Origin of the sequence: Acidovorax sp. JHL-3, from assembly GCF_000526295.1 — a bacterium.
Lineage (GTDB): Bacteria > Pseudomonadota > Gammaproteobacteria > Burkholderiales > Burkholderiaceae_C > Acidovorax > Acidovorax defluvii.
On sequence record NZ_JAFU01000004.1, the window covers coordinates 79,207 to 94,294 of the forward strand.

Consider the following 15,088-nt stretch of genomic DNA (forward strand, 5'->3'; position numbering starts at 1 on the left):
AAATCGACAAAGCACCCCATCCACCAGCCGGCAGCCTCACGCATCGAGCTGCTGCAGGCGCGCCAGCTTGCGCCGCGCCATGTGCTGAAAGAGACGCGGCAGGATCAGCACCGCCAGCACGATGATGAGCAGCGTGAGCGACATGGGGCGCTGCACAAAGACGAGCCAGCTGCCCTCGCCAATCGACACCGCATTGCGCATCTGTGCCTCGGCCAGCGGCCCCAGGATCATGCCGACCACCACGGGCGCCGTAGGAAAGTCAAAGCGCCGCATCAGCACACCCAGCAGGCCAATGCCGTACAGCAGGAACAGATCGAAGGTGCTCTGGCGCATGCCGTAGGCACCCACCGTGGCAAAAATCAGGATGCCCGCATACAACTGGGGTTTGGGGATTTTCAGCAGCTTCACCCACAGGCCCACCATGGGCAGGTTCAGCACCAGCAGCATCACGTTGCCGATGTACAGCGAGGCAATCAGCGCCCACACCAGCGTGGCCGAGGTGGTGAACAGCTGGGGACCGGGGTTGATGCCGTAGTTCTGGAACGCGCCCAGCAGCACCGCCGTGGTGTTGGAGGTGGGAATGCCCAGCGTGAGCAGCGGGATCATGGCCGCCGTCACGGTGGCATTGTTGGCGGCCTCCGGGCCGGCCACGCCTTCGATCGCGCCCACGGTGCCGAACTCGGCCTTGTCGGTGTCCTTGGCCAGCTTCTTTTCGGTGGCGTAGCTCAGAAAGGTCGGAATCTCGGTGCCGCCCGCCGGAATGCAGCCAAACGGCGTGCCGATCAGCGTGCCGCGCAGCCACGCGGGAATGGAGCGCTTCCAGTCGCGCCCGGTCATGTGCACGCGGCTCATGCGGTTGCGCGACTCGACCACGCGGCCTTCGTACATCGCCGCATACAGCACCTCGGCCACGGCAAACAGGCCCACGGCGACCAGCACGATGTCGATGCCGTCGAGCAGCTCGGGCTTGCCGCCGGTGTAGCGCGCCGCGCCAGAAATCTGGTCCATACCAATGCAGCCGGCCGCCAGCCCCACGAACAGCGCGGTGATGCCGCGCACCGTGCTCTTGCCCAGCACCGCGCTCACGGTGGTGAAGGCCAGCACCATCAGCATGAAGTATTCGGGCGGGCCCAGCTTCACGGCAAAGTCGGCCACATAGGGGGCAAACAGGGTCACGACCACGGTGGCAACGGTGCCCGCCACGAACGAGCCAATGGCCGATGTGGCCAGCGCCGCCCCGGCGCGGCCGCTCTTGGCCATCTTGTTGCCCTCCATGGCCGTGACCATGCTGGCGGTTTCGCCCGGCGTGTTGAGCAGGATGGAGGTGGTGGAGCCGCCATACATGGCACCGTAGTAGATGCCGGCAAAAAAGATCATCGAGGCCGTGACCTCGACCTTGGCCGTGATGGGCAGCAGCATGGCCACCGCCACCGCAGGGCCAATGCCGGGCAACACCCCCACTGCCGTGCCCAGCGCACAGCCCACCAGGGCCCACAGCAGGTTGGCGGGCGTGGCGGCAGTGGCAAAGCCCGCCATCAGTGCATCAAAGATTTCCATCACAACCACCCGGTTTGCGTGAGCCCTGGCAGGTTGATCGCCAGGAACTGCGTGAAAGTCCAGTAAACAGGCGCCGAGATCAGCACACCCGTCACCCCGTCCACCGCCCAGGTGCGCGCGGTGCCTGCGTCTTGCCCCGCAGCCCGGCGCAGCCCTTGCACGGCCAGCGCATAGCACAGCGTGCAACTCAGGATGAAGCCCACCGTGGTGATGAGGGCGGCGTTGAGCAACAGGCCGGCCGACACCCACACAAAGGCAGGCTTGTCCGCACGGGCGGCGCCATTGGGCTCTTCCATGGCACGAAATCCGCCCGATCGCGCCTCCCACAGCAGCACGCCGCCGCACAGCGCCAGCACGCCTGCCACCAGCCACGGCAGAAAATTGGGGCCAACGCCGCTGTAGCCCGCGTTCGATGGAATATCAATGGCGCCCAGCGCCAGCGCAGCAGCGGTCAGCAGCACGCCGACCGCCACCACGGTCTGCATGCGCGTGGCCTGCAGGTTGTTGGCAACGCCGGGTTCGGTGCCCGAACTAGAGGAATCAGGGGTTGTCGGATCAGACATGCGGGGTCTTTCTCAAGCCCTTGGGCACAGGGCCCAAGGTGCGCAACACAGCGCGTAATACCGTGCGCAATACGGTGCGCACTGCAGTGATCGCACACAAAACCGCCGTGCGCCCACCGGGCGGCCGCACGGCGCAGGGGCACGGTTCAGACCATGCCCGCCTTGACCATGGTGGCGCGCAGGCTGGCAAATTCGTTGTCCACAAAATTCGCGAACTCGTCGCCCGCCATCCAGGCCGGGGTCCAGTCGTTCTTCTGCAGCGATTCGGCCCAGCTCTTGCTTTTGACGGCCTTGGCGACCATCTCCGTCAGCGCCTTGCGCTGCTCGGCCGTGATGCCGGGGCCGGCATACACGCCGCGCCAGTTGCCAATCTCAACGTTGATGCCCTGCTCCTTGAGCGTGGGCACCGTGGAGTTTTTGAGACGCTGGCCTGAGGTCACGGCAATGGGCGTCATCTTCTTGGTGGCGATGTACTCGGCCATCTCGCTATAGCCGCCACCGCCAATCGTCACGTTGCCGCCCAGGATGGCTGCAATCGCCTCGCCACCTCCCCGGAACGCCACGTAGTTGATCCTGGCCGGGTCCACGCCCACTTCGCGGGCGATCATCGCAGCGGCAATGTGCTCGGTAGAGCCGCGCGAGCCGCCACCCCACTTCACGCTGCCGGGGTCTTTTTTGAGCTGGGCAATGACCTCGGCCATGCTCTTGAAGGGCGAATTGGCGGGCAGCACAAACACGTTGTACTCGCTGGTCAGCCGCGCAATCGGCGTAGCCTGCGACAGACTCACTGGTGGCTTGCCGGTGATGATGCCGCCCAGCATCACCGCGCCCATCACCATCAGGGCGTTCGGGTCGCCCTTGCTGGAGTTGACGAACTGCGCCAGACCGATCGCACCGGCGGCGCCGCCCTTGTTGTCGTAGGTGACAGACGATGCAGCCCCCGATTCGAGCAGCGCCTTGCCCAGGGCGCGGCCCGTGGAATCCCACCCCCCGCCGGGGTTGGCGGGCAGCATCATCTTGATGGCGCTGGCGGCGTGGGCCGACAGGGGAAGAGCCCCGGCAGCGGCCAGCGCGGCCAGGGATTTGAGAAAGGTGTCGCGACGCATCGATGTCTCCTTATAGGGTTGGCGAACCGCCTCATGATGCGCGCGCAGCCTGTCAAACGGCTGTCCGCAGACTCAGGGAAAACACCCATGCCACGACCGGACGCGGTCGGTGCTATGGTGCCGCGCATGCAATTGCTTCTCGTCGAGGATGACCCCACCATGCAGCTCACGCTGCAGCGCGCATTGGCGCGCCGGGGCATGGAGGTCACCGCCGTGGGCGACGGCGCGGCGGCGCTCCGCCAGTGGGCCGCACGTCTGCCCGATGCCGTGGTGCTCGACCTCACCCTGCCCGGCCTCGATGGCCTGCAGGTGCTGCAGCAGGCCCGCGCCCGCGGGCTGCGCACGCCGGTGCTGATCCTCACCGCACGCGGCACCGTGGGCGACCGGGTGCTAGGCCTCAATGCCGGTGCCGATGACTACCTGCCCAAGCCGTTCGATCTGGACGAACTGGAAGCACGGCTGCGCGCCCTGCTCCGGCGCAGCGCAGACCCCACGCCAGCGGCAGGCCACTCGGTTCAGATCGGGGCCATCCGCTACGACAAGGACAGTGGCGCGCTGTACCGCAACAGCGAGGTGATGGAACTCACGCCCCGTGAGCTGGCACTGATGCATGCCCTGCTGGTGCAACCGGGCCACGCCGTCACCAAGGAGCGCCTCTATGAACTGGTGTTTCCTGGCCAGCTGGACGTGCAATATGAAGCCATCGAAGTGGTGGTGTATCGCCTGCGCAAAAAGCTGGCCGGCACGGGCCTGACCCTCATGACGCTGCGCGGGCTGGGCTATCTGCTCAGGGCCGATACGTGACAAGGCCCGCTGCGTTGCGCGCCCCGTCACTGCGGCGGCGGCTGCTGATGGGCATCTTGCTGCCGGTGGTGGCGTTCATCGCCTTCAACACGTTCAGCCTGTACCGCCAGGCCCTGGCATCGCTGAACACCGCCTACGACCGCACCTTGCTGGCATCGGCCAAAACCATCAGCGAACAGCTGGATGTGTCGGGCTACGACGACGACGCCCAACTGCGGGCCATCGTGCCCTACGCCGCGCTCGAGGCCTTCGAGGCCGACAACCAGAGCCACATGTTCTACCGCGTCTCCACCCTGCAGGGCGAAATGGTCTCGGGATTTGCCGAACTTGCGGCATGGCGCGGGCGCATTCCGGATCGCCCCCCCTATGCCGCGCTGGTGGATTTCTATGACGACCAGTTCCGCGGCGAGAACGTGCGCGTGGCCGTGTTGCTGCAACCCGTGGCCAGTGCCAATGGCCGCGGCATGGCGGTCATCCAGGTGGCGGAAACCCTGGAAGTGCGCGAAACCCTGGCGCTGCAAATCCTGTGGAACACACTGGCCCGGCAGGCGCTGCTGATTGCCGTGATCGCGCTGACCGTCGTCATCGTGGTGCAGCGCGCCACGCGACCGGTACGCCAGCTCAGCCAGCAGTTGCAGGCAAGACCCGATGGCGACCTCAGCCCGATCGCAGCCAGCTCTGCGCCCCGCGAACTGCAACCGCTCATCGACAGCACCAACCAGGTCATGCAACGGCTGCAGCACTTGCTGCGCCACCAAAAACGGTTTGTACGCGACACCTCACACCAGTTGCGCACACCGCTGGCCGTGCTTAAGACGCAGGTGCAGTCGGCCCTGCGCGGCGATGTGCCGGCTATGCAAGCACTGCAGGAGATCAGCGACACGGTCGACCGCGCCACACAACTGGCCAACCAGATGCTGGCGCTGGCCAAGGTCGAGCAGCTGCGCCAGCAAAGCGCGCCGCCGCCAAACCGGTTCGATGACATTCTGCGCGCCGTGGCACTGGACCTGTCACCCCTGATCGCGCAGCGCGACCTCGACTTTGGCATCCACACCGAACCGACAACGGTAGCGGCCCACGAATGGATGCTGCGCGAGCTGGCCCGCAATCTTCTGCACAACGCAATCCGCCATGCCCCGCAAGGCAGCGATCTGGCGGTCGACCTGCGCTGCGCCGATCACCAGGCAGTGCTTTGCATCAGCGACCATGGCAGCGGCGTCGACGATGAACTGGCCGCACGCCTCTTCCAGCCCTTCTCTGCAGGTGACGTACGCACCGGCAGCGGCCTGGGCCTGGCCATCTGCCACGAGATCGTTCAGGCGCTCGGTGGCCGCATCGCGCTGACCAACCGCATGGAATCAGGCCGTGTGGCGGGGCTGGACGCCATCGTTCACCTGCCACTGAACCCGCCTGCAGCAAGTTCCCTCACTGCCGCCGCCGCGGCACAATCCTCCCCATGAATGCACCTGCAACAATGCGACTGGACAAATGGCTGTGGTGCGCCCGGTTCTACAAGACCCGCAGCCTGGCCACGGATGAAATCGGCAAGGGCCGTGTCACCGTCAATGGCCAGCAAGCCAAACCGGCCCGCGACCTGCGATGCGGCGACACCGTGGCCTTGCGCCAGGGCGTCGTCGCACGCACCGTGCTCGTCCGGGGATTGAGCGGCGCACGCGGCCCGGCCCCGGTGGCACAACTGCTGTACGAAGAAACACCCGACAGCATCGCCGCCCGGGAAAAAGCCGCCGAGCAACGCCGACTGGCACCGGAGCCCGCTTCCACGCTGCAGGAAGGACGCCCTACCAAACGGGACCGGCGCAACATCGACCGCGCCCAGAACTGGGGCGACCGCTGGAGCGCATCTATCGATGAGTAACACCCAAGCAAAATCGCAGTGCTGGCACCGAGGCATTCTGAACCGCCCCGTGCTTGAAAAGGCCTCCAGCAAAGCGGGGGCGAGTCAGCGCGATGTACGATCAGGCTCACTGTGTAACGTGGGGTTCGTGGCCAACAGTTAGCAGCACGCCTCCCTCGTTCACTGAAATTCGGCGTGTTGCACATCAATTTTGATGTCCACCATTTATAGTCTGCCGTCCATAAAGAAATGAAAAAACGCGTCGCAATTATCGGTCTTTCCTTCCGATTTCCAAGCACCAATACCAATCAATACTGGAAAGACCTGCTCGATGGTCGCGATCTAGTGACGGAAGTAGAATCTTCGCGATGGGTGCAAGATACGTTCCGTCATCCTGAAAAAAACAATCCTGGCAGCAGCTATACATTTGCAGCAGGCTCTGTCGGAGACGTGTCAATGTTCGACGCGGGATTCTTTGGCATTTCCCCCCGTGAAGCGGCCCTGATGGATCCGCAGCAGCGCATGTTGCTTGAAATGAGCTGGGAGGCTCTGGAGAATTCAGGAGTAAAACCGTCAACCATCCGTGGTAGCCAGTGCGGCGTCTTTATTGGAATTGCCAGCGCAGATTATTCCTATCGTCTAGCAGATGACCTTTCTGCCGTTGACTCAACCGTTGCAACTGGCAACACTGCGAGTATTGCAGCAAATCGCATCTCCTACACTCTCGACTTGCAAGGCCCAAGCATGGCAATTGACACTGCCTGTTCGTCTTCCATGGTGGCGTTTCACCAGGCGTGTCGTTCTATACTTTCAGGGGAGATCATCCAGGCGCTTACTGGTGGGGTTAGCCTGCATCTTCATCCATATGGATTTATTACCTTTTCTAAGGCATCCATGCTCTCTAGGCGTGGGCGATGCAGTGTTTTCGATGCTTCCGGCGATGGTTATGTGCGATCTGAAGGCGGGGGGATTTTTTTTCTTAAGGACTACGATCAAGCCATAGCTGACGGCAATAGAATTTTGGCTATTGTTGCCAATTCAGCCGTAAACACTGATGGCCGGAAAACGGGACTGACCGTACCTAACCCGAAGGTCCAGTCGGCTTTACTGCAGCAAGCTTACAGTCAGGCCGGCATCGACCCCACCGAAATTGACTACGTCGAAGCACATGGCACCGGCACGGCGGTTGGCGACCCGATTGAGGCACGTGCCATCGGCGATGCGCTCGGCAAGCGACGCCCGAAAAACAATCCGCTTCTCATCGGTTCGGTGAAAAGCAATATGGGCCATCTCGAAGCAGCCTCAGGTGTAGCGGGATTAGTGAAGGCACTGTACTGCATTCAGCATCGGATTGTGCCGGCAACCATCGGAATCAAAACCCTCAACCCGAAGATTGATTTTGACAACTGGAACCTTGAGGTGGCGACCGAAGCTCGGCGGCTCAAGAAAACTGGAAAAATCATTGTCGGCATCAACTCTTTCGGTTTCGGCGGCGCTAACGCACACGTCATTCTCGAAAGCCATGAATTTCCAGAAGCAACGACACATGAAGCCAACCAACGCAGAGTTCTGCCATTCATACTTTCCGCCAAAGAACCTAGTGCACTAAAAGATGCAGCACGAGAGTTTTCGGCCTTTGTGCAAGGGCAGCCGCAATCTGCGCTCTATGACATCGCCTTCAGTGCGATATTTCGAAGAGACCGTCATGAACACTCAGCCATAGTTTATGGCGCAACACCTGCTGACATATCAGAGGAACTGATCAAATTCGCCAATGATGCGTCGACACCATCCTTGGTCGAGTCGGGGTCAACTTTGGAGAGACCTTCCGGGCCAGCCTTCATTTATTCAGGAAACGGCTCCCAATGGTCAGGCATGGGGAGGCGACTCTTAGAAAAGGAACCGGTATTCAAAGCAGCGGTAAAAGAGGTGGACACCATTTTTCGCCGCTATGCGAATTACTCTCTGGAGGCCGAGCTGGCCAACCAAAACGGTGAGGGCCGCTACGAATACACAGAAATCGCACAACCCGCCCTGTTTGCGCTGCAGGTTGGAATCACGCAAATGCTGCGCCACCGTGGGGTCATGCCGACTGCCGTAGCAGGTCATAGCGTCGGCGAAGTGGCTGCCGCCTGGGCTTCTGGCGCGTTGACCCTCGAGGCTGCCGTAGAGGTCATTTATCACCGCAGCCGACTGCAGGGAACCACCAAGGGCAATGGAGAAATGACCGCAGTGGGATTGGGAAATGTAGAAACTCAACGCTTGCTCGAAGAACTTGCGCTTGCGCGATCCTTGGTCATTGCTGGTATCAACAGCTCACGTGGTGTGACTATTGCCGGCAGCCCGGACCTTCTCACCCAACTTGAGACAGCTTTGAACGGGCGCGGCGTCTTCAATAAGCGGTTGGTGCTTGACTACGCGTTCCATAGTCCAGCCATGGACGATATTGAACCCGGCATCAGGGAAACGCTGGCAGCGCTCCAGCCAGGTGCAACGCGCGCACCGTTCTACTCGACCGTTACCGGCAACCTGCTCAGCGGCACGGAACTGGACGCGCAATACTGGTGGCATAACATCCGCAAGCCCGTCCTGTTCGAGCAAGCCGTCAAGACCATGCTGGGTCATGGCATCAACGTCTTTATCGAAGTCGGCCCGCATGCCGTTTTGCGCAGCTACCTCAATGACTGCATGAAAGACCTGGAAGCAGAGGGCCGGGTCATCACTACCCTGGCCCGTGGCGACGATGCACCTCAGCGAGTCTGGGGTGCCTGCAACCAGGCCGTGATTGCGGGCGTGGATATCAACTGGCTGCAGCTGTTCTCCGAGCCGGGCCGCTTTGTCCTACTGCCAAACTACCCCTGGCAGCGTGAACGCCACTGGCACCCTGTCACGGCACAATCCCTGGGGCTCCTCGAACGGCGCAAAGTCCACCCCTTGCTGGGTTACCCGCTCCAGCAGCATGCACTCACCTGGGAAAACCAGCTGGATACAAAGCTCCATCCTGCGTTGGCCGACCATGTGGTCGGGGATGCCATCGTGTTTCCAGGAACAGGGTTTGCTGAACTCGCACTGGCCGCAGCCCTGGCCTCGCACCCCGGCGAATTGGCGGAGGTTGAGGAGTTGGAGATCCGTTCACCTCTCTTGCTCGGCGAAGGTCACGCCAAGCTCGTGCGCTTCAGCATCGACCCACAAGACGGCAGCATTGCCATCAAAGGCCGGGAAGTCGGCAACACGGACTCGTGGACCTTGCATGCCGTCGGTCGCATATTGCGTGAACCACGCGACAGCATGCTGCGCCAGGACTGCCCTGCATTGCCCACGCGTCAGCCAGATTTCAACCACACAAGCCATGCGGCGCTTACGCAGGCAGCCGGCCTTGCTTATGGCCCGGCGTTCCAGTGCATCGACAGCGGCTGGGTCATCGACGGCTCCGCACTGGCCGTCTTCAAAATACCGAAAAGCATCGAAGCCGAGCTGGAGAATTCACACCTTCATCCGGCCCTGCTGGATTGCACGTTCCAGCTCATCATCCAGTTGCTGAAAGATGATTTGGGTTTCCATGAAGGCATCACCTTCATTCCTACCAAAATCGGGCGACTCAGCTTCCGCGCCAGCAAGGCACCGCCCGGTTTTGCCAGGGCCACCCTGTTGCGGCGTACCGCACACTCCCTGACGGCTGAATTTACTGTTTTTGACACCAATGGGTTGGCCATCGCGACGGTCAAGGAGGCCCGTTTCCGCAGCGTTCGCCTGAGTAAAAATGCAGCGGATCACCTGCGCTTTCTCGATTACCATGGCATTCCCCAGCCGCACGCCCAAACAGTACACGGTGCGCCCGCGCTCGCCTTCGACAGCGTTCATTCGGCCGTTGCAGATCTCGCCAGGCGTGCGGCACTCACAGGATCGCACCGCCGCTATTCTGAGGAAGTTGATCCGTTGCTCGACAGTCTTTGCAGCCAATTCACCAGAGAGGCATTGCAGCTGATATCAGGGGATGGTGAAAAATTATCCGCCCAAGAAGTCCTGGCGCTCCAGACTGCCAACCCGGAAATTGCACCTTATCTTGAGCATTTGCTGCATCTGGCCTGCGGCGATCAAACCATCGCGGCCATCCCAGACGGATGGGAAATCTTGCCCAACCAAGATGAAACAACTTCCGCCGGTGACATCTGGAACAGCCTGGTGGCAGATTACCCGGACTATTTCCAGATCGTTCACTCAGTCGGTCGAGTGGGGGGGCATCTCAAGTCACTGCTGGACGGCAGCCTGACGCTGGCACAGGTCTGTCCGCGCGAGACATCGCTGGTCACACTCACTCGCCAAGCGCTTGGTGCCAAAAGCAAGCAAAAAATAGGACAAACACTGCGTGAGCTGATTGCCCTGGGAACACGTGAGCTTCCCGAAGGCCGGCGCCTGCGCTTCCTGGAAATCAGTGAAGGTCTTCCTTTGTTTGCAACGGATGCCTGCCTTTCCCTGGATTCGAATTGTGGCGACTATGTTTTTGCCACCACCTCGACAGCTACCATGGAAGATGTAGCCAGGCTGAAAGAGCAATATCCACAAATCGATGCGCACTTGATTGGCTCTTCTGCCGAACCCGCAGAAACAGTGCCCTGCTGCGACCTCGTCATCCTCACACTCGACTTCGATACCGTTGAGGGAACGCTCAGCGCACTGGAATATGCGCGTGCCAACCTCGCACCCGGCGGCTCGCTGGTGGTCATTGGTCAACACATCTCACGCTGGATTGATTTTGTTTTTGGCGGGCAGCGCAAAAATTGGTCACCGACAGAAAACGGTGGCTGGATCTCGAATCAGCGCAGTGTGCATTTCTGGCAGCAAGAGCTACAGCAATTCGGCTTTTCCGGTGTAGAACTTTTCGAACTGTCTCCAGATACGCTGTCTGGCCCCTATCTGCTGCTCTCCCAGCAGTCACCGTCCGCACAGCTGGCGGCGACTGCCGGCAAGCGGTCGCCGCGAAGCTGGATCTTGTTTGCAGACCAAGAGGGCCCTTCCGCGCAATGGTCGGATCAATTGGTCAAGCAACTGCAGGAAAGGGGCGACCTGGTCGTGCAAGCCGTCCCTGGAGACACCGCTCACATCGCGTCGTTGCTGCGCGAAACCACGACCAGTTACGGAAAGCTCGACGGCATTGTTCATTTGGCGGGGATCTCCAATCAATCCAGCGAGGCCGAAGCAGTTCTGAACCAACAAGTGGCCCGATGCGCACTGGCTGCCAGCATCATCCAGGCATGCGAGTCGACTTCGACCAGCACGACCTGCTGGTTGGTGACCCACTCTGCCGCGACCGATCTGCTGCCTCACGCTACGGCCACTGCGCCGATGGACGCTGCGCTCTGGGGCTTCGGCCGAACGCTGATCAACGAGGCCTCCAACTGTGCTGTCCGCCTGGTCGATATGGAAAGCATGCTGGCGGTCGACTCCGTCGTTTCCGCCCTGGCCCAGGAGCTTGAGCAACCGGACGGCGAACAGGAAGTCGTCCTGACCAGCAGCGGTGCACGCTTCGTGCCGCGCTTGCGCCTTGAATCGCGGCCCCAAGTGCGTCATGAAATCGAAGCGCCCACCATTCGCCTGGACTTTCAGTACCCGGGCCAGTTGCGCAATTTGCGCTGGGAAGCGCACCCGCGCTTGGCACCGAAGGATACGGAAATCGAAGTCGACGTCCGTGCGACCGGCCTCAATTTCCGTGATGTCATGTATGCCCTCGGACTGCTGTCTGACGAAGCAATTGAAAACGGTTTTGCCGGCCCAACGCTGGGACTTGAGTTCTCGGGTGTTGTAAGCCGTGTCGGCGACCCGGCATGTGGGTTCGCCCCTGGCGATCTGGTTGTGGGTTTTGGCCCCTCAAGCTTTGGTAACTGCGTGGTCACCCAGGCCAGCGCCATCTCGCTCATACCGCCGGACATCTCGCTAGAAGCTGCGGCAACCATCCCCAGCACGTTCTTCACGGTGTACTACGCCCTGCACTACCTGGCTCGCCTGCAGCCCGGTGAAAAAGTGCTCATCCACGGCGCTGCCGGTGGCGTAGGCATTGCGGCCATCCAGCTGGCCAAGTGGATTGGTGCCGAGATTTACGTGACAGCCGGGTCTGACGAGAAACGCGACTTTCTTCGCCAGCTGGGGGTCACGCACATCTTTGATTCGCGCACCCTGGCTTTTTCCGATGAAATCCTGGCCATGACCGGCGGCCAGGGTGTGGACGTGGTGCTGAACTCCCTCGCGGGCGAGGCCATCAATCGCAACTTCCGGGTGCTCAAGCCCTTTGGCCGCTTCCTGGAGCTGGGAAAAAGGGATTTTTACGAAAACACCAAGATCGGGTTGCGTCCGTTTCGTAACAACATCAGCTATTTCGGCATCGATGCCGACCAGCTCATGCAGTCACGTCCCGACCTTACGCGCAGCCTGTTCGCCGAGGTCATGGCTTTGTTTACCGAAGGTGTGCTCCACCCACTGCCCTACCACGTCTTCGACGCCAATGACATTGTCGAAGCGTTTCGCTACATGCAGCAGGCACGCCAGATCGGCAAGATCGTCGTGACCTACAACAATGGCATCAACCACATTCACACGCCCGCCCCGACGACCCGAAAGTCCATGGAACTGGCCGACGATGTGTCCTATCTGGTGACTGGCGGCTTGGGTGGTTTCGGGCTGCGAACCGCCGAATGGCTGGCGAGCAAAGGTGCCCGCCATCTTGTCTTGATCAGCCGCAGCGGCCCCAGCTCAGACACCGCCAAGGAAGCCATCACCCGGCTGGAACAACAAGGCGTCAAGGTGCACGCTGCGGCCTGCGACATTACTAACAAAACAGCGTTGGCGGGTCTGTTTGCCGACATCAGCAAAAGTCTGCCCCCCCTCAAAGGCATCGTGCATGCCGCAACCGTCATCAATGACGGACTGATCCGCAACATGGATGCGGATCAGATTCGCAGCGTCCTCGCACCCAAGGCGATGGGCGCGCAGCACCTGCATGAAATGACCCTCGGCACACCGCTGGACTTCTTTGTGTTGTTCTCATCGGCAACCACCTTGTTTGGCAATCCGGGCCAAGGCAACTATGTGGCAGCCAACGCCTGCCTCGAAGCGCTGGCGAAATACAGGCGCGCCAACGGACTCGCTGCTACCTGCGTGCGCTGGGGTGCGATCGACGATGTCGGGTTCCTGGCCCGCAATGAAAAAATCAAGGACGCACTCCAGGGCCGCATGGGCGGATCTGCACTCAACTCCGCCATCGCCCTCGATGCGCTGGAAAGCATGCTGACCGCAGACCGTTCCGGCCTGGGCGTCATGGAGCTTGACTGGAAAGCCCTGTCACGTTTCTTGCCCAGCGCAGCAAGTCCCAAGTTCAGTGAACTGGCCTTGCATGCCGGTGACAGCGACGCGGACGAGGAAGACTCAGGCGATATCCAACGCCTTCTGGCAGAACTCTCGGTCGACGAGTTGCACGCCGCCCTGACCGAAATGATCAAAAGTGAAGTGGGAGAAATCTTGCGGGTATCGCCCGACAAAATCGACCCCAACCGCTCCATCTACGACATGGGACTGGACTCCCTCATGGGCGTTGAACTGGTGGTTGCGCTCGAATCGCGCTTCGGTATCCAGCTGTCGGTGATGGCGCTCAGCCAAAGCCCAACCATCGCGAAACTGTCGGAACGCATAGGCCTGCAACTCAAAGGCAGCGACGAACAGGAAGCCGCTCCTGAAGAAAGTCAAATTCAGGTCCATACGAAACAGTTGTTTGCACAACATGGAACCGAGGCATCGGCCGAATCTATCGCCAGCCTGGCAGAAGATATCGAATCTCTGGGTGCTGCCTCAAGGATGATCCGCTAATGACACGCAAAGGACTTCCGGGCCTCACCGCCCAGATCAAAGACAAACTGATCCAGCAGGCGCTCGAGCGCCGACTCAGGCAAGCCGAACATGGCAGCAGTGTTGCGCCCCTTGCCCACCCGTCGGCAGGAGAAGTCAACATTCCGCCGCAGCACTATAGCTTTCGCCACCATCCTGGCTACCAGCAAATTCGCATCATCAATGATGGTGCTGCACGGCTGGGAATTGGCAGCCCTTTTTTCAAACTGCATGAAGGAATCGCCGGTGCAGTCACGCACATCGGGGGCCAGGAGTACATCAACTACTCCAGCTATAACTACCTGGGCCTGTCCGGCCACAAAGTGGTTGCAGACGCTGCCAAAAAGGCCATTGACGATTACGGCACCTCCGTTTCCGCCAGTCGGCTGGTGTCCGGGGAAAGACCGATTCATCGGGAACTCGAACAAGAAATCGCCAAGGCCTACGGAGTCGACGACGCTATCGTTTTTGTGAGTGGACACGCTGCCAATGTCACAACCATTGGCCATTTGTTCGGCCCCAAGGATCTCATCCTGCACGACGAACTCATCCATAACAGCGTCTTGCAAGGAATAGCCCTCTCGGGTGCAAAGCGCCTTCCCTTCGCCCACAACGATTGGGCCGCCCTGGACGCCATTCTCCTGGAGCAACGTCACCAGTTTGAACAGGTGCTGGTCGTGCTTGAGGGCATCTACAGCATGGATGGCGACTATCCGGACCTCCCCCGTTTTGTCGAAATCAAACGCAGGCACAAGGTTTTCTTGATGGTCGACGAAGCACATTCCTTCGGCGTGATGGGCAATACCGGTCTGGGGATTCGAGAACACTTCGACCTCGAAGGCGGCGACGTTGACATCTGGATGGGCACCCTGAGCAAAGCGCTTGCAGGCTGTGGTGGTTACATCGCCGGGGAGACCGCCTTGGTCGAGCACCTCAAGTTTCTAGCGCCGGGCTTCCTCTATAGCGTGGGCATGTCGCCACCACTGGCGGCAGCCTCGCTGGCAGCGTTGAAAATCATGCTGCAGGAGCCCGAGCGCGTCACGACGCTACAAGCGCGTGGGCAACTCTTTCTGGAACTAGCCCGTGCGGGTGGCATTGACACCGGAACCAGCACTGGCCTGGCCGTGATTCCCGCAATTATCGGCGGCTCCATCAAGACGGCCCGCCTGTCCGCAGCGCTCTTCGAGCGTGGCATCAATGTCCAACCCATTCTCTATCCGGCAGTCCCGGAGAAATCAGCGCGGCTGCGATTCTTTATCTCGTGTGAGCACACCGAAGAACAGATTCGTCAAACGGTACAGGCTGTGGTCGAAGAAGCCAACCGTTTATAA

The 15,088-nt window shown here is 60.7% G+C and carries 8 protein-coding genes; 5 read left to right on the forward strand and 3 right to left on the reverse strand.

What is annotated here, in order from left to right; translation table 11 throughout:
* Window positions 1-36: 36 nt before the first annotated feature.
* From K226_RS0115705 to K226_RS0115715, 3 genes are all read right to left on the reverse strand, one after another.
* Window positions 37-1,557 carry a tripartite tricarboxylate transporter permease gene (locus K226_RS0115705; protein WP_024815692.1) on the reverse strand — a complete coding sequence of 507 codons (1,521 nt, stop codon included), beginning with the start codon at window positions 1,555-1,557 and terminating at the stop codon, window positions 37-39.
* On the reverse strand, window positions 1,557-2,120 hold the full coding sequence (locus tag K226_RS0115710; RefSeq protein WP_024815693.1) for a tripartite tricarboxylate transporter TctB family protein: 564 nt from the start codon (window positions 2,118-2,120) through the stop codon (window positions 1,557-1,559). Before K226_RS0115710 ends, K226_RS0115705 begins: the two co-directional genes overlap by 1 nt.
* Before the next feature lie 146 nt (window positions 2,121-2,266).
* Window positions 2,267-3,226: a tripartite tricarboxylate transporter substrate binding protein gene (locus K226_RS0115715; protein ID WP_024815694.1), complete on the reverse strand. Its 960-nt coding sequence runs from the start codon at window positions 3,224-3,226 to the stop codon at window positions 2,267-2,269.
* 114 nt (window positions 3,227-3,340) lie between these two features.
* Between K226_RS0115715 and K226_RS0115720 the strand changes: the two genes are divergently transcribed.
* The 5 genes from K226_RS0115720 to K226_RS0115740 all read left to right on the forward strand — a co-directional run bounded on the left by K226_RS0115720 (window position 3,341) and on the right by K226_RS0115740 (window position 15,088).
* On the forward strand, window positions 3,341-4,030 hold the full coding sequence (locus K226_RS0115720; RefSeq protein WP_035242101.1) for a response regulator transcription factor: 690 nt from the start codon (window positions 3,341-3,343) through the stop codon (window positions 4,028-4,030).
* Between the two features lie 47 nt (window positions 4,031-4,077).
* The gene (locus tag K226_RS0115725) at window positions 4,078-5,490 is read left to right on the forward strand and encodes a sensor histidine kinase (RefSeq protein WP_155886586.1); all 1,413 of its coding nucleotides are present in this window, start codon (window positions 4,078-4,080) and stop codon (window positions 5,488-5,490) included.
* A complete protein-coding gene (locus K226_RS0115730) occupies window positions 5,487-5,906 on the forward strand; it encodes an RNA-binding S4 domain-containing protein (protein ID WP_024815697.1) in 420 nt (139 codons plus the stop codon). Before K226_RS0115725 ends, K226_RS0115730 begins: the two co-directional genes overlap by 4 nt.
* Window positions 5,907-6,134: 228 nt before the next feature.
* Entirely contained in the window at window positions 6,135-13,739 is a 7,605-nt protein-coding gene (locus tag K226_RS0115735) for a type I polyketide synthase (RefSeq protein ID WP_024815698.1), read from the forward strand.
* Window positions 13,739-15,088, forward strand: coding sequence for an aminotransferase class I/II-fold pyridoxal phosphate-dependent enzyme (locus K226_RS0115740; RefSeq protein WP_024815699.1), 1,350 nt, complete (start codon window positions 13,739-13,741; stop codon window positions 15,086-15,088). Before K226_RS0115735 ends, K226_RS0115740 begins: the two co-directional genes overlap by 1 nt.